This window comes from Brevibacillus nigriterrae (genome assembly GCF_049846925.1).
Classification (GTDB): Bacteria; Bacillota; Bacilli; order Brevibacillales; family Brevibacillaceae; genus Brevibacillus_H.
In genome coordinates this window covers 38,781-57,672 of the sequence record NZ_JBNCMT010000037.1, presented here as the reverse complement: position 1 = coordinate 57,672, position 18,892 = coordinate 38,781, and the positions used below count along the sequence as shown (strand labels likewise).

At 45.8% G+C, this 18,892-nt stretch carries 17 protein-coding genes and 1 other annotated feature; of the genes, 7 read left to right on the top strand and 10 right to left on the bottom strand.

Annotated features, from left to right (window positions below; translation table 11 throughout):
* Positions 1-102: 102 nt before the first annotated feature.
* The 5 genes from ACPW7N_RS22150 to ACPW7N_RS22130 form a co-directional block, all read right to left on the bottom strand.
* The gene (locus tag ACPW7N_RS22150; RefSeq protein ID WP_425653526.1) at positions 103-1,605 is read right to left on the bottom strand and encodes a methyl-accepting chemotaxis protein; all 1,503 of its coding nucleotides are present in this window, start codon (positions 1,603-1,605) and stop codon (positions 103-105) included.
* Positions 1,606-1,801: 196 nt separating this feature from the next.
* Positions 1,802-3,580 carry an acyl-CoA dehydrogenase family protein gene (locus ACPW7N_RS22145; protein WP_425653523.1) on the bottom strand — a complete coding sequence of 593 codons (1,779 nt, stop codon included), beginning with the start codon at positions 3,578-3,580 and terminating at the stop codon, positions 1,802-1,804.
* A 57-nt stretch (positions 3,581-3,637) separates the two neighbouring features.
* Positions 3,638-4,816 carry an acetyl-CoA C-acetyltransferase gene (locus ACPW7N_RS22140; protein ID WP_425653521.1) on the bottom strand — a complete coding sequence of 393 codons (1,179 nt, stop codon included), beginning with the start codon at positions 4,814-4,816 and terminating at the stop codon, positions 3,638-3,640.
* Between the two features lie 118 nt (positions 4,817-4,934).
* Positions 4,935-7,343, bottom strand: a complete 2,409-nt coding sequence (locus ACPW7N_RS22135) for a 3-hydroxyacyl-CoA dehydrogenase/enoyl-CoA hydratase family protein (protein WP_425653518.1) — start codon at positions 7,341-7,343, stop codon at positions 4,935-4,937.
* A gap of 336 nt (positions 7,344-7,679) precedes the next feature.
* On the bottom strand, positions 7,680-8,096 hold the full coding sequence (locus ACPW7N_RS22130; protein WP_425653515.1) for a hypothetical protein: 417 nt from the start codon (positions 8,094-8,096) through the stop codon (positions 7,680-7,682).
* Positions 8,097-8,314: 218 nt separating this feature from the next.
* Between ACPW7N_RS22130 and ACPW7N_RS22125 the strand changes: the two genes are divergently transcribed.
* From ACPW7N_RS22125 to ACPW7N_RS22095, 7 genes are all read left to right on the top strand, one after another.
* Positions 8,315-8,962 (top strand): DL-endopeptidase inhibitor IseA family protein, encoded by a 648-nt coding sequence (locus ACPW7N_RS22125; protein ID WP_425653512.1) that lies wholly within the window; start codon positions 8,315-8,317, stop codon positions 8,960-8,962.
* Between the two features lie 61 nt (positions 8,963-9,023).
* Positions 9,024-9,283 (top strand) — a binding site (T-box leader).
* A gap of 45 nt (positions 9,284-9,328) precedes the next feature.
* Positions 9,329-10,480 carry a glutamate 5-kinase gene (proB, locus tag ACPW7N_RS22120; protein WP_425653510.1) on the top strand — a complete coding sequence of 384 codons (1,152 nt, stop codon included), beginning with the start codon at positions 9,329-9,331 and terminating at the stop codon, positions 10,478-10,480.
* A gap of 19 nt (positions 10,481-10,499) precedes the next feature.
* Positions 10,500-11,765: a glutamate-5-semialdehyde dehydrogenase gene (locus tag ACPW7N_RS22115; protein WP_425653507.1), complete on the top strand. Its 1,266-nt coding sequence runs from the start codon at positions 10,500-10,502 to the stop codon at positions 11,763-11,765.
* Positions 11,766-11,812: 47 nt separating this feature from the next.
* Positions 11,813-12,661 (top strand): pyrroline-5-carboxylate reductase, encoded by an 849-nt coding sequence (proC, locus tag ACPW7N_RS22110; protein WP_425653505.1) that lies wholly within the window; start codon positions 11,813-11,815, stop codon positions 12,659-12,661.
* A gap of 57 nt (positions 12,662-12,718) precedes the next feature.
* On the top strand, positions 12,719-13,540 hold the full coding sequence (locus ACPW7N_RS22105) for a nucleoside/nucleotide kinase family protein (RefSeq protein WP_425653503.1): 822 nt from the start codon (positions 12,719-12,721) through the stop codon (positions 13,538-13,540).
* 59 nt (positions 13,541-13,599) lie between these two features.
* A complete protein-coding gene (locus tag ACPW7N_RS22100; RefSeq protein WP_425653501.1) occupies positions 13,600-13,902 on the top strand; it encodes a ferritin-like domain-containing protein in 303 nt (100 codons plus the stop codon).
* 14 nt (positions 13,903-13,916) lie between these two features.
* The gene (locus tag ACPW7N_RS22095) at positions 13,917-14,252 is read left to right on the top strand and encodes a spore coat protein (RefSeq protein WP_425653499.1); all 336 of its coding nucleotides are present in this window, start codon (positions 13,917-13,919) and stop codon (positions 14,250-14,252) included.
* 45 nt (positions 14,253-14,297) lie between these two features.
* On the opposite strand, the gene ACPW7N_RS22090 is transcribed toward ACPW7N_RS22095, so the two are convergent.
* The 5 genes from ACPW7N_RS22090 to ACPW7N_RS22070 all read right to left on the bottom strand — a co-directional run bounded on the left by ACPW7N_RS22090 (position 14,298) and on the right by ACPW7N_RS22070 (position 18,852).
* Positions 14,298-14,507 (bottom strand): hypothetical protein, encoded by a 210-nt coding sequence (locus tag ACPW7N_RS22090; protein ID WP_425653497.1) that lies wholly within the window; start codon positions 14,505-14,507, stop codon positions 14,298-14,300.
* A gap of 10 nt (positions 14,508-14,517) precedes the next feature.
* Positions 14,518-15,708 (bottom strand): MFS transporter, encoded by a 1,191-nt coding sequence (locus ACPW7N_RS22085; RefSeq protein WP_425653496.1) that lies wholly within the window; start codon positions 15,706-15,708, stop codon positions 14,518-14,520.
* A gap of 105 nt (positions 15,709-15,813) precedes the next feature.
* Entirely contained in the window at positions 15,814-16,752 is a 939-nt protein-coding gene (locus ACPW7N_RS22080) for a 4-hydroxy-3-methylbut-2-enyl diphosphate reductase (protein ID WP_425653494.1), read from the bottom strand.
* Positions 16,753-16,790: 38 nt separating this feature from the next.
* Entirely contained in the window at positions 16,791-17,717 is a 927-nt protein-coding gene (gene panE, locus ACPW7N_RS22075) for a 2-dehydropantoate 2-reductase (protein ID WP_425653493.1), read from the bottom strand.
* A 43-nt stretch (positions 17,718-17,760) separates the two neighbouring features.
* Positions 17,761-18,852 carry a quinone-dependent dihydroorotate dehydrogenase gene (locus ACPW7N_RS22070; protein ID WP_425653491.1) on the bottom strand — a complete coding sequence of 364 codons (1,092 nt, stop codon included), beginning with the start codon at positions 18,850-18,852 and terminating at the stop codon, positions 17,761-17,763.
* Positions 18,853-18,892: the final 40 nt, after the last annotated feature.

The window sequence follows — 18,892 nt, the reverse complement described above, 5'->3', positions numbered from 1 at the left end:
GACGCCGATTGAGTACCGACGCCAGCTTGCGGTTTAGGAGCTTTTTTCAATGTCCACTAAATGGGGTCTTGACCACCCCGATGGCATCCTTTTTTCGTCTAATTAATATTCCATATCCTTCAACATCCGCTGCAATTTCTCCGAGCGATCTTGTAGACGCTGGACAATCATCATGAACTCATCCATAATGGCCGCTGTTTCCTGTGTTGATGCTGCTGCGGTCTCAATATGTACCAGATTCTCTTCTGTCCGCTTCCGCAAGTCATTCATACCAGACTCGATTTTCAACGCACCCTGTTGCTGTGTCTGCGAATCTTGAGCGATATCCTTCAGAAAATGGTAAATCTCTTCTACTGATTTTTCGATATGCACCAGCTTGGTCTTGGCTTCTTGAGAAATATTGACACCCACCTGGACGATATCACGGTTTTCGACCATGCTGTTTTTGATCTCCGTCAGATCCTCCTGTACATGCTCGGACAGCTGCCCAATCGCTTTTGCCGCTTCAGATGCTTCGATTGCCAGCTTTTGAACCTGCTCAGCTACCACCTGGAACGTACGACCCGCAGCTCCTGCACGTGCTGCTTCGATTGATGCATTGATGGCGACTACCGTAACATTCTTGGCAATATTCGTAATGGATTCGCTGATGGAAAAGATCTCCTGTGTACGATCTGCCAATAGCATTGCTTTATCCGTTGCCTTATGCGACTGCTGATCAATAGTTTCGATAATCGCAGCGATCCTCGACACAACCTCTTCCCCTGCGGATGCTTCCGCTTCTACCTCTTTGGCATGATTCACAGCCTGTTTGGTAGATTCGTCAATTTGAGCGGACTTCTCCACCTGCTTGCCGATGAAATCCTGCGTTTGCACCAGTATTTGCTTGGATGCCTGACTGCTGACAATAATATGCTCTCCCCCCTGGGCAATCTGAACCATTGCTTCCCGGGTACCTCTTGTCATCTGATTTAACTGTTCAATGACTCGTCCGATCTCTTCTGTTGTAGCAGCAACCTCGATCAGCATTTGCTGATTTTCTCGTTGCAGTTGTGTGCTTCGTTCTACTTCCAATTCTGTATTGAAGATGAGCACACGGGAACGATTCACCATCGAGATCAACCGTAAAATGACAATCAAAAGAATAACACTGGCGACGGCAATTTCGCTCAATGGTGCTTGTCCGACCAAATAGGTTTCTAGCGGAGCCGTAACCATAACCAATCCGCCAATGAGCAGCATCGCACCTTTATGAGCGTACAAACCTGAATAGATAATCGGAATCAGCCAAATAAAAAAGGCTGGCATGATGGCATTAAAAAGATAGTAACCGACGCCAATTGTACAGAACATTTGCAACGGGAAAATATAATGAAAATATTTATGTAGTCTTTCTATCCGATACAAAAACAAAGTTATAAAATAAAAAGCAAATGAACTGACAGAGCTTACCGTTAATTCGGTATACGACATAATATCTAACAGCCCGAAGAACTTGAGGATGAAACATAATGAAAATAATAAGAAAATGCCAATTCCACTAACCTTTTTCAATAGCTCGTTAACTTCTCTCATATTCTGAGAAAGAACTTTTGAATCTTCCATCTTATCCCCCCCTCTATTTTTATATCACATACTGATTACAGTTAAACTTACTTTTTTAAAACAGCAGAATATACTGGTGATTTTGTTAATTTTTCTCAGAGGACATTCTAAAAAGAAGCTGGGGAATTGCTGCCCCAGCTCCTTTTCACTTACTATCCTTGTTTCTAGCTTTTATTAAACGAAACGGTTTTAGTTCTTACAATACATACCCATCCGCTTCAAGTACACGGTCAGCAATTGCACGTTTGAGGTGAACTGCATTAACCGGGTTGCGACGAGTCAACTTCTTGAGGATAGTGAGACGCAGACGCAGGTCATCGCCTTCTTCCATGGTTGCAAGAGCGTCTTTTGCCCATGCATCTACTTTATCGAATGCTTCCTGAACATAAACAGTAGTCATGTTCAGTTTATGTTGCGATTTTTCTACCCCGTTTTTCGCGATTGCCTTCTCAGTACGTTTCACGACACTGTCCATAGTATACAACTCGATCAGCATGTCAGCAGCGAAAGCAAGAAGCTCTTGCTCTTTCACCAGACCCATTTGATATTTCATGATCGCAGAACCAGCAGTGAAGAGGATGATTTTGCGAGTCATTTCGATCAGGTGTTTCTCAAGAGCCAACGGCGCATCCTCGATCTCTTCCGGATAGTAGCTCATCAATTCCTCTTGCAAGCCTGCTGCTTTTTGCATGAGAGGCAATTCGCCTTTCATCGCTTTCTTGATCAATGTGTCAGGGATGAGCAAGCGGTTGATTTCGTTGGTACCTTCAAAAATACGGTTGATACGGGAATCACGGTACATATTCTCGATTTCATATTCTTGGATAAATCCGTAACCACCATGAATTTGAACGCCTTCATCTACTACGTAGTCTAATACTTCAGTAGCGTGAACTTTGTTGATCGAGCACTCAATTGCGTATTCAGCAATTGCTTTCGCTACTTCACGACCGTCTTCTGCTTTTTCACCAAGTGCAGAAAGTGCTACGTCAAACATACCTACTGTGCGGTATACGGAGCTTTCAGCCGCATAGATTTTTGTTGCCATGCTGCCTAATTTGTTTTTAATCAGATTGAAGTTCGCAAGTGGTGTTTTGAATTGTTTGCGCTCTTTTGCGTACGTAGCTGCCAAGTGCAGGGCATGACGGGAAGAACCAACCGCACCTACTGCCAATTTGTAACGGCCTACGTTCAAGATGTTGAAAGCGATGTGGTGACCCTTGCCCACTTCACCAAGCAAGTTTTCCACTGGAACTTGAGCATCTTCTAAGTTCACTGTACGAGTAGAAGAGCATTTGATACCCATTTTCTTCTCTTCAGCACCTGTAGATACACCAGGGAATTCACGCTCTACGATGAATGCAGAGAAGTGCTCGCCGTCTACTTTTGCATATACGATGAATACGTCAGCAAACGCAGCATTTGTGATGAATTGTTTTTGACCGTTCAAGATATAATATTTGCCATCTTCAGAAAGCTTTGCAGTTGTTTTTGCACCCAAAGCGTCAGAGCCGGAGCTTGGCTCAGTCAAGCAGTATGCTGCCAGTTTTTTACCAGAAGCAAGGTCTGGGAGGTAACGGCGTTTTTGCTCATCATTGCCAAAGTAAACGATTGGCAAGGAACCAATCCCTACGTGTGCACCGTGAGTAATTGCAAAACCACGAGCCAAAGCAAATTTCTCAGAGATCAAGGCAGAGCTGATTTTATCGAGACCAAGACCTTCGTACTGCTCTGGTACGTCAGCAGCAAGTAATCCGAGGTCAGCAGATTCTTTCAACAAACGAACAGAGATATCGAAGTTTTGTTTTTCCAATTCTTCGAGGTGTGGACGAACTTCGTTACGAACAAAGTCCTCGGTTGTTTGAGCAATCATCTTTTGCTCATCAGAAATTTCCTCAAGCGTGAAAACATCTTCGAAAGAACCAGTATCAAGCAAGAAACTACCGCCACGGATCAAATCTTTTGTTTCAGACATGCTAATCGCTCCTTTTCAATAAGTGAAATTATCGTTTGAATTAGTAATCCAGAAACGTTACACCATTTCAAAAACGCCCGCAGCACCCATTCCGCCACCGATACACATAGTAACGACACCGTATTTTCCGCCACGACGTTTCAACTCATTCAGAAGAGATACAGTCAGCTTCGCACCTGTGCAACCAAGTGGGTGACCAAGGGCTACTGCACCACCGTTTACATTGACCTTCTCAGGGTTGAGGCCCAGCTCACGGATGACAGCAACGGACTGAGAGCCGAACGCTTCGTTCAACTCAAACAAATCAACATCATCAACAGTCAAGCCAGCTACTTTCAATGCTTTCGGGATGGCTACAACCGGACCGATACCCATCACATCCGGGTCTACCCCGCCAACAATGAAGGAACGAAATTTGGCAATTGGCTCGATGCCAAGCTCAGCTGCTTTTTCAGCCGACATCACGATGACTGCTGCTGCACCATCACTTGTTTGGGAAGAGTTACCCGCAGTAACCGATCCTTTTGGATGGAAAGCTGGACGAAGTTTCGCCAACGTTTCCAGTGTCGTGTCAGGACGCACACCTTCATCTGTGTCAAAGGTGAATTCTTTGGTGTGCACTTTTCCGTTATCATCCACAAAGGTTTGTTTTACCGGAATCGGCACGATCTCATCCTTGAACTTGCCTTCTGCGATCGCAGCAGCCGCACGACGGTGGCTCTCCACTGCAAAAGCATCCTGCTCTTCACGAGAAACATTGTAGCGTTGTGCTACTTGCTCAGCGGTATGTCCCATGCTCATGTAAGCTTCTGGCATGGTATCTACCAGTGTCGGATTTAGTGCTACTTTGTGACCGGTCATCGGGAGCAAGCTCATGCTCTCTACTCCACCTGCGATCACTACATCCGCCATTCCCGTCATAATTTGCTGTGCTGCATAGGCAATCGTTTGCAATCCAGAGGAACAAAAGCGGTTTACTGTAATACCTGATACATTGGTTGGCAATCCTGCACGAAGTCCAATGAGACGGGCCATATTCATTCCCTGCTCTGCTTCTGGAGTAGCGCAACCGATAATAACATCATCAATCAGTGATTTATCAAGAGCAGGAACACGGCGCAACAAATCGTCAATTACAGCAGCGCCCATATCAACTGGATGAACATCTTTCAGGCTGCCTTTTTTCGATTTGCCGACTGCCGTACGAGCACCTGCGACAATGACTGCTTCTCTCATTATTTACCCTCCCAACTTCTGCCCACCCTTTCAGTAGCTCTCGCTGTGACGGGCGGGGCTCCAAGCTATGAATAGAATCTTGCTTCTATTTTGGTTATTACAACGAGTCGTATCGTAATTAGTTGCGTAGCGGCTTGCCTTTTTGCAGCATATGAGCCATGCGAGCTTGTGTCTTCTGTGTCTTGATCAGGTCAAGGAAAGCTTTGCGCTCCAGGTCAAGAATGTATTGCTCATTCACTTCTGTTCCCGCTGGCACATTACCACCTGACATGACGTAAGCAATTTTGCTAGCGATAAGTGCATCGTGCTCACTGATCAGACCGCCGATTTTCATAGCGTAAATATTTTGCTTCAGGTTGGCATAGCCCGTCTCACCGATTACGCGGATTTTGCGGGATTTGCGTGGTGTGAAGCCTTCTTTATCCATGGTGAGAACGAGTTGTTTCGCATCGTGTAACAGGTGATCCTGATTTACGCTGATACGGTCTGTCGGACGGAGGTAGCCAAGCTTGATTGCTTCTTTACCGCTTGTGGAAACTTTTGCCATTGCAATGGTTTCAAACGCTTTTGCCACGTAAGCAAATGGATCAACAGGCACGGACCCGCCTTCAGGTACATTTTCCATGGCACGGAACAGCATTTCTTTCGTACCGCCACCACCTGGGAGCAAGCCTACACCTACTTCAACCAGTCCAAGATAGGTCTCCGCAGAAAGCTGAACCCGGTCTGCAAGGTAGCAAACCTCTACGCCTCCACCCAAAGTCATGCCGAATGGAGCAGCAACTACCGGACGACCCATTGCCTTGAGGGCTTCGCCAGTTTTGTGGAAGTTTCTCACCAGCATATCAAGCTCGAGGTAGTTGTCGTCCTGCGCCTCCATCAGTGCCATGGCAAGGTTCATACCTACGCAGAAATTCTTGCCCTGGTTACCGATCACAAGTCCGACAAAGTTCTTTTTCACTTCTTCTGCAGCAGCACCCGCCATTTGCAGTACATCCATGCCAAGTGCATTGTGCGGAGATGTGAACTCCAGGCAAAGAACACCATCGCCTATATCAACAAGCGAAGCACCAGCATTTTTCTTAATCAGCTTGCCTTGTTCTTTCAGGGCAGCCAGGTTAATTTTTTCTTTGTTTTCTTCGACATCTTTGAATTTTCCGCCAATTACGAATGCAGAAAGACGACCTTCATTTTTCTCGTAGAATGATTTTTTACCACTGGCAAGCAGTTCTTCCACGAGTGCAGGGATGGTTTCCCCTTCCTCACGCATGCGAGCTACGGATTTTTCTACGCCGAGCACGTCCCATGTCTCGAAAGGCCCCATTTCCCAGCCGAAGCCCCACTTCATCGCTTTGTCGATAGCCACGATGTCGTCAGCGATGGCAGGAACATTCGCTGCAGAGTAAAGCAACGTACGTTTGAAAACACTCCAGAGGAATTCGCTTGCTTTGTCTTTTCCATACACGAGAGCCTGCAGTTTTTGCGGCAACGATTTGGCCGTTTTGGCTGCTTCCAAGGAAGCGAACTTCGCTTTCGCGCGTGGCTTATATTCCAATGTGTTGTAATCAAGAGCAAAAATTTCTTTACCCGCTGCAGACTTTTCCTGTTTGAAGAAGCCTTGGCCCGTTTTTTGGCCTAACCAGCGGTTTTCCACCATTTTGTGGACGAACTCTGGCAGCTCGAACACGGATTTTTCTGCTTCGTCATTGCTTTTGTTTTTCACATTGTTTGCTACATGGACATATGTATCCAAGCCTACAACATCCAATGTGCGGAACGTAGCACTCTTCGGACGACCAATCACTGGTCCGGTAATGGCATCAACTTCATCTACACCAAGACCTAGGCGAACCATCTCTTCAATCGACACTTGCAGTCCGAACGTTCCGATGCGGTTTGCGATAAAGTTAGGTGTATCTTTGCAAAGAACGGTTCCTTTGCCTAACACGAATTCGCCGAAATTCATCATGAAATCAACGATTGCTGGATCGGTATCATTACCAGGAATGATCTCCAGAAGTTTCAGATAACGCGGCGGATTAAAGAAGTGAGTTCCCAGAAAGTGCTTGCGGAATTCTTCGGAACATCCCTCGGACATCTCGTTGATGGAAACACCTGAAGTGTTGGAAGAAACGATGGTGCCAGGTTTCCGATGAGCTTCTACCGTAGCAAACACTTTCTTCTTCACGTCAAGATTTTCTACAACGACCTCGATAATCCAGTCTACTTCACCGAGCAGTGACAAGTGATCTTCCAAATTCCCCACTTTGATTAAGTCAATATCTGCTTTGTCATAAAGCGGTGCTGGCTTTTCTTTGAGCAAACGATCCTTACCAGCTTGCGCAATGCGATTGCGAACTGCAGGATGCTCCAGTGTCAATCCTTTCTTGTTCTCTTCTTCCGTCAGCTCACGCGGCACGATGTCCAAGAGATACGTTGGAATGCCTACGTTTGCCAAGTGTGCGGCAATCCCTGCTCCCATAACACCCGAGCCGAGTACGGCCGCTTTGCGAATTTTGCGTTCCATCTTGTTACCTCCTTCATAGCTCCAACAGATTCTAAATCATCTTATGATTTTACTTGATGCTTCATGTTTCAGTTGATCTTGAATGAATGCTCATTCATTTCTTTTTTAAAAAAACATCCCACGGCTGCATTGGGACTGTGAGATGTTCGTTTGCGAAATAGAAAAATGAATCACTGTTCATTTTTATTGTAATGCAAAAGGGAAGCGGTTGCAATCCATAATTCGCATGTTTTTTTCTATCAGGATATTAAAAAATCTGTTCAAAAAGGAGGATGTTTCGATGCCCCGTTGAGAGGGCACAAACAGGACGTTTCCCGGACTTTTTGAGCTTCCTTATTACGTTTGTGGTACGAAGCTTCCGTCTCTGAGCATGGTCAATTCACCCATGATAAACGCAAGATCCTCGGAGTCTTCGAATGCTCCTGACTCATCAATTGATTCCAATCGACGCAGCAAGATGTTAGCAAAATCCTGAATTTGAACCGGTTGTGCTTCCATATCGACTTCATCCAACACTTCAACATTCGTTGCAGCTTCAATGTGTGTAATCATATGGAAACCGCCAATATCCCCCAGGTGTTCCTTTTTGTTAAACGGAGATTTTTGTAGCTTGGTCAACATACTGATAATATCGTTGGCTACCATGCTCGGGAATGCAACCTGATAAAACGTACGGTTTTTAGCCTCTTCCGTTTTAATAATTAAAATGTCGATGCCTTCCAATTTCTTCGCTTTCTTGCCAAAACCAAACATCCCATTCACCTCAATAATAGGTACTTGTTCGTATCAAAACCTGTGAACTTTCCTCATATAGTATCCCTTCCATGATAGATTGAAATCCGCGAACATACAAGTGCTGACAAAACAGGCATTTGATCAGGAAAGGAAAAAGTTAACTTGGGTATCAATCCACCCCCACTCACATCTTAAAACTAGATAAGTTTCCATGACATTCATTGAGGTGGTAATTGATGAAGAAATGGCTAATCATCCTTCTTGCTCTTTCTTTTGTATTTACGGGCTGTGACAAGAAAAACGAGGCAAAGGGTGACGAAAAAAAGAAAGCGCAAACCCAAGGGAAAGATGGCATTCGCAAGTTGAAAGGCAATGAGAAAGGAAAACCAAAAGTCGCCTCGATCCATGACATTGATAAGAACCGTTATCATCTTGCGCTGTTTCTAAATCGAGCAGAACATGTCTTTGAAGACTTGCAGTTCGCTGCGGCGAGCAACTCGAAAGCAAAAAAAGTAAAAATTGACGGGATTACCTATCGGGAATTGCCCGCACACGTGGATACAAAAGAAAAAATCATCACCTACTTCTCCCGCTTTTGGAGCCGCCCTCTTGCTGTGCGTATGTATGACAACCTCCACACAAAGGATATCAAGGGAAAGATTTATCTGGCTGAAGGTGATGGGATCTATTCCATGCTGATTTCCAATAAAAATATTAGTAGCAAAAAAGATGCTGATGGCATAACTGCTATTGTAAGAGAAGCTATCACTCCCCAAAACAGTGCTCATTACACAGTCACCTATCGCATAAGCAAGGATAAAAAAAGCGGGCTATACAAAATTCGGGAACGCACTGGAACATATGGCCAAAAAATGTTTAAGTAATCCCTTGACATTTTTATGAAGTAGTTGGCATAATTATTAAAACACAAAAACGAACTGATACATTAAAGCGTTGAAGGGAAATAGTAAAGCTTCATTTCCTGCCTAGAGAGCGAGACCCACCGGCTGAAAGGTCTTGTCTGCGAAAGAGCTTGAACCCATCCTGGAGCATCTAGGGATGACCTAGACAGGAGTCTTTCCCCTGTTACCAAGGAAAGCGTTCACCCACTTTCTTTACCTGGGGAGCGAAAAGTTGGATGATTTCTCATGTGTACGAAATCATCAAGTAAGGTGGTACCGCGAAAGTAACCTTTCGTCCTTATCCGAGGACGAAGGGTTTTTTTTATTCTTTTGAAAGGAGGACATGGGATGAAAAAACAAAACTTACGGATCGTGGTGAAAATCGGCAGCAGCTCATTAACCAATGAAACACATGGTTGTGACCCCGAAAAAATGAAAAATCTCGTAAAGGCCATCGCCCGTCTGTGCAAGGACGGTCACGAGGTATTGTTAGTCTCATCAGGCGCAGTAGCAAGTGGATATACAAGATTGGGGTATAAAAGTCGACCGAAAACGCTCATCGCCAAACAAGCAGCAGCAGCCGTCGGTCAAAGTATCCTGATGCAGCAATACACGGACATGTTTGCGGAACAAGAAATGGGAGTCGCTCAAATCCTGCTTACGAGAACTGATTTCACGAACCATGAGCGCTACAGGCACGCCTTTCAAACCATCTCTCTTCTTCTCTTTCGTGGTGTATTGCCGATTATCAATGAAAACGATACGGTTTCTGCCGCTGAATTGTCATTCGGCGATAACGATATGCTCGGAGTGCTGGTCGCTGGTTTGATCCACGCCAACCTGTACATCATGCTTACCGATACGAATGGCTTGTATGAATCAGACCCTCGCAAAGATCCAAATGCAAGACACATTCCGTTTATCCAGGAGGTCACATCTGAAACAATCGCTCTTGCTGGAAAAGCCGGATCGCTCGGCACAGGCGGCATGCGCTCCAAACTCATGGCAGCACAGACCGCAGGCAATGTCGGGATTTCAAGCTATATTGGCACGCTTACAGACGAAGATTGCCTCGTTCGCATTGTAAAAGGGCTTGGTGGTGGCACGTATATTGGAGCCCCTGCCCCGGATATACAGCCCCAGGAGAAAACCCTGCCGAATCGCAAGCAATGGATCGCTTTCCACTCCCCTGTTCGAGGCAAAATCAGTGTAGATGAGGGTGCCGCAGACGCAGTTCTTCGCCAAAAGCGCAGCCTCCTCCCCGCAGGTATACGCCAAATTGAAGGATCGTTTGAGGCGGGAGACGTTGTAGAGGTATATCAGGATCATCGGTTGATTGGACGTGGGGTCAGCCGCTTTACTTCCGAAGAACTTGCTGCTTTTTTGAATACGCACAAAAACCATGCGTTACCAGGTGAAGTGATTCATCGGGATTATTGGACAGTCATCAACCAATCTGCCTTCGATCGGGAAAAGACTCAAACCATAAAAGAGAGATAGATGTGAGGAGGAACTGGTTATGGAAGAAATCATTCAAAGCGTTACAAGGCAAGCTCAGCTTGCAAAAACAGCTTCCAGACAGTTAGCGCTGGCAAGCACCGAGTTGAAAAATCAGGCGCTGTATGAGATCGGTCGCCAACTCGAACAAGATTCAGCAGCCATTCTCGAAGCAAATGACCTTGACTATCAGGAAGCTGTCAAAAGTGGCTCTTCTCCCAGTTACTTAGATCGATTACTCTTGACGCCCTCTCGTATCAAGGCACTAATTCAAAGCCTGGTGGATCTCGCCTCACTTCCCGATCCTATTGGTGAAATTACCGCAGAATGGACCAGACCGAACGGGCTTTTGATCCGGGAAGTACGTGTCCCGCTTGGAGTAATTGGCATGGTCTACGAGGCTAGACCGAATGTGACACTGGACGCCGCCGCAATCGCAATCAAGACAGGTAATGCAATTTGCCTTCGGGGAAGCCGCTCCAGTATGAATTCAAATCAGGCGATTACGGAGAGTATTCGCAAGGGACTACAAGCGGTTGGTCTTCCACCAGGGGCTGTCCAGTATCTGACTGCATGGCAACGGGAGTCCGTCGATGTACTATGTACGCTGAATGGGTTGATCGATGTCATCATCCCTCGTGGTGGAGCTGATTTGATCAATCGGGTAGTCAAGACATCGACTGTGCCCGTACTGGAAACAGGTGTGGGAATCTGCCACATCCTGATCGATCGGTCTGCCCCCTATGAAATCGCAGAAAAAATTGTACACAACGCAAAAATCAGCCGCCCTTCCGTATGCAACGCTGTCGAAACGATTTTGATTCATCAGGATTGGGATACAAATCACACCATGCGATTGCTCACCAGCCTGCACGAAGCGAATGTGGCTCTTCGGGCTTGTGAAAGAACACGGCAAACTACCAACCATCTCCCCTTTCTTGAACCAGCTACTTCAGAAGATTGGGATACCGAATATCTGGACCTGATGTTATCTGTACGTACAGTTGCCGACATTTCTGAAGCAATCGAACACATTGCCATCCATGGAACAGGACACTCCGAATCGATACTTACACAAGATCAAGAAGCGGCTGACCGTTTTCTAAATGAAATCGATGCCGCATGCGTTTATCACAATGCCTCTACCCGTTTTACAGATGGCGGTGAATTCGGATACGGCGCTGAAATCGGCATCAGCACACAGAAAACACATGCTCGTGGTCCGATGGGGCTCCCTGCTCTCACCTCAGTGAAATATAAAGTGTACGGCCAAGGCCAAATCCGATAGGACGGGGCTCCAAACTTATAAAACTAAAAAATAAAGGAGGAAAACAGATGCGTACAAACAAAAACAACCACTCTCTTCAGGACATGCGCATTGGCTTCCTCGGTGCGGGTTCCATCGTTGAAGCTATATTGAATGGCATCATTAAAAATAACTTGCTATCTGCTGATCGGATTGTTGTAACGAATCGGAGCAACGATGATCAATTACAAAAGCTAACCAATCAATACATGATCCATGCAACACGGGATTCAGAATCGCTCGTGAAAAACTGTGATGTTTTGATTCTCGCCATGAAGCCAAAAGATGCACAGGAAGCATGCCTTAGTCTGCGAGGATTAGTAGATGAGCATCACCTTATTGTTTCTGTTATTGCCGGGATTTCCACTACCTTGATCAACGAATGGCTTGGTGTCAACTGCCCAGTTATCCGTACGATGCCAAATACTTCTTCTGCTGTAGGACTTTCAGCTACAGGGATCGCCAAAGGAAATTTCGCTTGTGCACACCATCTCACACTGGCTTCACAGCTCTTTGAGTCAATCGGTTCTGTCTATTCTGTTGTTGAGGATGAGCTTGACATCGTTACCGGACTTTCAGGCAGTGGCCCTGCTTATATTTACTATCTCGTAGAAGCGATGGAAGGAGCCGGCACGATGGCTGGCCTGACTCCGACCATGGCTCGACAGCTAACAGTACAAACATTGCTCGGTGCAGCACAAATGCTGATGCATACCAATGAGGAACCAGCCGTTCTCCGCCATAAAGTAACAAGTCCAGGTGGAACAACTCAGGCTGGTCTGGAAGTACTGGAGAATTTTGAAGTAAAACGAGCTTTTTTCTCTGCCATCTTGCGAGCAACTGAGCGTGCCAGAGAGCTAGGCGCACAATTCCGCTAACCTGACTTCAGGTGATATAATGGAAGCAATTGGGGTAATTGAGGAGGAATTGATTCCATGCAGGTTTTTGCGCTCTATGGCACAAGCGGAACAGGCAAAAGCACAACAGCACTACGTCTCGCACATCAGATGAAAATCGATGCGATTATTGATGATGGCATTCTTATTTTTGAAGGGCGCAAAGTGGCAGGAACCTCTGCAAAGTATGAGAACACCAAGATTCAGGCAGTAAAACGAGCTATTTTTCATTATCCTGAGCACTCTCATACGGTCACCGAAGCGATCAAACATCTGCCGATCCAGCGCCTGTTGATTCTGGGAACCTCCCTGCGCATGATTGAACGTATTGTTGATGCACTTAACCTTCCTCCCGTTGAAGAGTACATCCCGATTGAAGCTGTAAAGCCGTTGGAAGAAATTCAGGCCGCACAGTATGTCCGTGAAACACAAGGAAAACACGTGATTCCCATCCCTCGAGTCGAGGTTGAGAAAGATTTCCTGCATAGACTGATTTCATCTGCTCAAAAAATCCTGTCTCCCAAAAGAGAACTCATCGGCGAGACTACTGTCGTGCATCCGACCTTCTCGGGTGGTCGTATCCAAATATATGAGCAGGTACTGAAAAAAATCGTTCATTTCGCCTGCTACCGTAATCCGGAAGTTCTCCAGGTTTATAAAACGGTCTACACCTTTGAGGACCTGCCGCGTTTTACCATTTCCTTATCGTTACGGCTTCCTTTTGGCAGCCCAATTCAACCGGTCATTAGGCGATTGCAGCGGGAACTTTATGAAGAAGCAACCTACTGCCTGAACATTGCACCAGCAAGCATTGACATTCAGATCAATTCCCTTCAATTAACGAAAGGCACAATTGCATAATCAGCTTGTGTTTGCCTATTCTATTGGGTGTATGGCGATTCCTTACCTTCTGAAAGGAGATGGCACAATTGCCAGCAATTATGACACCACCGGCAGCGCAAACACAGGCTCCGATTCCAGTTCCACCACGTGTAATCACAACGAAGGACTCGATGTACTTGAAGGATTCCCTTTCGTGGGAACTGTTGGCATTCAAAAAGCTGCATGCTTTTGCCCAGCAGGTTACTGACCCCCAAATCAAGCAAGTGCTTGAGAAAACAGGACAGATGCATCAGCGGCATTACCAAAAGCTGCTCAACCATCTGAACGTGAACAACGATGCTGTCATGGCGACTCTTCCGCAGACACAGCAAAATCAGTAAGGGGGCAGAAAACGGTGAATTCCAGTCAAAACAGGCAGATTTCCAATCCGCAATCAGGCCAGTTGTCACAGATTAAAGGCCCGCAAATGAATGACAGGGACTACATTAATGATGCGTTGGCTACTTGCAAGTACCTGACTGACAGCTTTAACATTGCAGTACGGGAAGCAAGCCACGAGCAGCTTCATGCAGATATGCTGCAAATATTGATGGAAACGCATCAAAGTGCAAGAGAACTGTACAACATCATGTTCCAAAAGGGCTGGTATAAGCTGGAGGCAGAAGAACAACAAAAGCTGCAACAGGCTTCCCAGCAATTTAGCGGCTACTCCAGCCAGTTTCCTTACTAAATTTTCTTCGAAAGCTCCATTTGCATAAAAATTTTAAAGGGCTTCCTACAAAAGTGTAGGAAGCCCTTTTTTGGGTAAACTAACGATAACTGGTATCCATTTCTCTTTGAGGAGCTGATTGGTTTGAATAAAAACCATGGTTATTGGCTGCAATACCGCTATCCGCTCATTGCTCTCGTGCTTACCGTACTGCTGCTTTTTTTGCACAGCAACTTTTCCGTGAAGCCCTCTTCGGCTAACAACGCTCCCACTCAAAGAAATACCATCACAAAATCGGTTTTCGAGGTGCCTTGACGATTAAATAAACCAAGGGAACCAGCCCTACGATTGTTGCCATTCCAAAGAACGTATAAGTAGACAGTATTCCCCATTTGTCCATGATAATTCCACCTATCAGGTTGCATGCCATTGAACCTAGCCCATGCCCGGCTGAGGTAAAGATCGCTAGCGCTGTCACCTGCAATGACTCAGGCGTATTTTCTCTAACATACTGGGCAGCGGTAGCCAAATAAAAACCGACGGAAATTCCTTGTATGAAGAAAAATGCAAGGATCGTGGTGGTGCTCGGTGCTGTACCATACCACAGCCAGCGAATGGCAGAGACGGTACCGGCTAGCAGTACAGTCAACTCCAGACCCCAGCGTCGTACAAAATAGGTGGCAACCTTCATAAAAGGAGCTTCACTGCCTGCAAATAATAGGAAAGCCAGACCAATGCCCGAGACCGTCCCACCGATGTGTTGATAATACAAAGAAAACCAGATATTGTTGGCGTTTACCGCTCCGAAAATAAAAAACGAGCTGATGATAAATAAAATATAGCGAGGCAATCGAAGCAACTGACCCAACCCTTGGAACAGATTTGTACTAAATGCAGTGGAGGTATCCGGTATTTTACGCAGGAAAAACAACGAACAAATTAAAGCAATGGAAAAGAAATAAAAGATTGCATGTGGTCCCCATTTAGCAACTCCCAAACCGGTAAAAAACACTGCTACTGCAAAGCCCACAGCACCCCACAGGCGAATGTTGCCAAACTGCATTTTTTGTTGCTTGGCAAAGTTCAAGGCGAGACTATCGGAAATAGGCACCAAAGCACATTGGAATACAGAGAAAATCGCAAAGAGAAACAATGCCCAAGCATACGTCGATATTAACGTAAATATCAGCGAAATGGCCGCGGTGATCAACAGTGTAGTAATCAATACCGGCTTTCTGATCTGATACTTGTCGCAAATCATTCCCCAAAGCGGTTGACATACAATCGAAACGAGCGGAGTTATTGAACTGATTGTTCCGATTTGTGTGCCTGTAAGCTGTATCGATTTGTAATATTGGGAAATAAGCGGGTATAACGCTCCGAGGCCATAATAAATACTCATATATAATCCACTTAAGGCGAGATACGCCCGGGTTGAGGCATTATCTTTCTGAGAAGCTCCACCCACACTATCCATTTGTAACTCTCCTTCTCTCTCTTAACATCCGTACCTCTCTAACATATAAGCAAATCAAGCGGCGAGTATAGGTATGCTCGCCGCTGCCATCATTTGTGGTACTTTTTACTCTTTTACCGAGGGAAGAATTTTGTCCATATTGACGGTGCGGTTTTTCTCCCAAGTGGTTGGGTTCGTTTCGTCGTACTGTTCAAGGAATGTAATCACTTCTCTGGTGAGCGGTGTAGGTGTTGAAGCACCAGAAGTAACGGCCACCTTGGTTTTTCCCTGGAGCCAAGTGAGATCCAATTCGGACAAATCAGCAATCCGGTAAGCTGGTACCCCACCAATCTCTTCTGCTACTTGTGCCAACCGATTGGAATTATTACTTCTCGGGTCACCGACAACAATGCATAAATCGGATTGACCTGCTTGTTCGGCTACTGCTTCTTGCCGTACTTGTGTTGCGAGACAGATTTCATTATGAATCTCTACACGCGGGTAGCGCTCGATAATGGCATTCATCAAATGCTTGACGTCCCATTGACTCATGGTTGTCTGATTTGTCACAATCAGCTTCTCATCAGTGAAGGTAAGCTTTTCGACATCCTCCAGTGTTTGCACAAGGTGAACTTTATCAGGAGCGATCCCTACTGCCCCCTCCGGTTCAGGATGTGATTTCTTGCCGATGTAAATGACTTCAAATCCCTCTGCAACCTTTTCCCGAATAAGATCATGCGTCTTAGTCACATCAGGACATGTGGCATCCACTACGGTCAAGCCCTTCTCACGAGCTTTTTTGCGTACTTCTGGTGAAACTCCGTGCGCTGTGAAAATAACTGTGCCTTTGTCAATTTGATCAAGAAGGCCCAGACGGTCGTCTCCATCAAGGGTAACAATCCCTTCTTTTTTGAATGCCTCCACGACATGAGAGTTATGTACAATCATGCCCAGAATATAGATCGGTCTTGGCAAATCAAAATTCCTCGCAGTCGTCGCTGCAAGAACCATTGCATCTACAACTCCATAGCAATAGCCACGTGGTGATATTTTAATGACTTCCACCAGCTATCCCCTCCTGTTTTCGGTTTTTATAGTATGCCTCAGCTTCGGGAAGAACGCTTATTTTCGTAAACTGCAAGATTCGTATACACAATTTGCAGCAGTGGAGTTGCGATCTGGAGACGCTTTGCCGCCTGAAGCAAATATCCTTGCAAGTGATTTGCTTCAACTGGAAGTCCCTTCTCCATATCTCGCAACATCGACGCTTTCATTGTGTCCGCTTGCTTCCAGAACATCTCCATCTGTTTTGTTACAATATCCTCATCGATCGGCGCACCCAATCCCCTCATTACACTTGCTGTCTCCTCGGCAAGCTGTAGGGTCAGTTCTTTGCCAAACTGTGCCTCTCGAATTGGACCTACCGCCGCATTCATCAAAGTGGTAATTCCGGATAATGTCGTAATAAATAAATATTTATGCCACATATCTCGCACAATAGAAGTACTCAGCGTGAAGGTTGCATTTGCATTAGAGAACAGTTCAGCCAGCTCTTGGAGTCGCTCACTGTTCTCTCCTTGCCACTCACCAAACGTAAATTCATGACGCTTGCTGGTCTGGACAACCTCACCCGCTTCCGTCAGCGTGGTTTCGATAAAGCATAGTCCACCGAGGACATTATCTTTGCCAAAACGCTCTACCAGTCGGTCCATGTGAGCAACGCCGTTTAGCAGTGGAAGGATCAATGTATGCTTGCCCACATAGGGAGCGATACTGGCTATTCCTTCTTCAAAATGATAAGCCTTGGTTGTCAGGATGATCAGATCATATGGTTCAACTTGTTCTCCACTGCGGATTGCACGTACATTCAAATGGGCATCCCCATGAATACTCCGAATCATCAGCCCATGTTTTTCTAGTTGTTGCTGTCGTTTTTCTCTGACGAGGAAAGTAACATCTACACCCTTTTGTACCAGACGGCCCCCGAAATACCCTCCAACAGCACCTGCACCAAGTACTAGAATTTTCATCTTCTTCCCTCCAAAGGTTCCCCTTTTGATTCCGATAGCCTGTTTATTTGCGGCTTTCTATGCCAATTGCCTGTTCTATTGAAGTAAAACCATCTCTTTGCAGTAATTGAACCAGTCGTTTGTTAATTGATTTGGCGATGCCAGGTCCTTCATAGATCATCCCTGTATACACTTGAATCAGGCTGGCACCAGCTTTTATTTTGTCATAAGCATCATCGCCGTTGAAGATACCACCTACTCCGATGATCGGCACCTTGTCACCAACTTCTTGGTAAATCTCCTTGACCCAAGCTGTGGAGCGCTGAGTGAGTGGTCGTCCACTTAAGCCTCCAGCCTGTTCAGCGATCTTGGGATTGGTTAATCCTTCACGAGACAATGTGGTATTGGTTGCAATGATTCCCTCGATGCCTTCTGCAATCGCCGTATGAACAACATCTCTCATATGTTCATCAGACATGTCAGGTGCGACTTTGAGCAAAATCGGCTTTTTGGCTTTTCCTCGCTTCTCCAACTCCTGTGTTTTACTGCGGATCGCTCGAAGCAACATGCGCAAGCTCTCGGTTTCTTGGAGGTCACGGAGATTGGGAGTATTCGGAGAGCTGATGTTGATGACAAAGTAGTGCCCATATGGATATAGCATATCGAGACACTTTTCATAGTCACTGGCAGCCTCTTCATTCGGTGTTACCTTGTTCTTGCCTATGTTAATTCCAATCGGTACATCAGAAGCTGCGTAGTCGATTAAATTCTGGGATGCTGCATATGCACCCAAGTTATTAAATCCCATACGGTTAATGACCGCTTCATCTGCAACCGAACGAAAGAGCCGAGGTTTCTCGTTGCCCGGCTGGGAAATTGGTGTTAACGTTCCTACTTCAACAAACCCAAAACCAAGTGCGGTTAATCCGTGATAAACCTCAGCATTTTTGTCGAATCCTGCTGCAAGTCCAACCGGGTTGGGGAACGTTATCCCCCAACGATTGATCTGTAGAGATTTATGTTTATACCCATATAACAGGCGAAGGAAATCAAGTCCTCCCGAGGTGTTTTGCGCCCGATGAAGTGCTGAGATCGTACGCTCATGAGCCTCTTCTGCATCTACTTTAAATAAAAAATTTCTCACAAGGCGGTACATCCTGCCAACTCCTTACCATTCACTTTTATCTGCATACGAG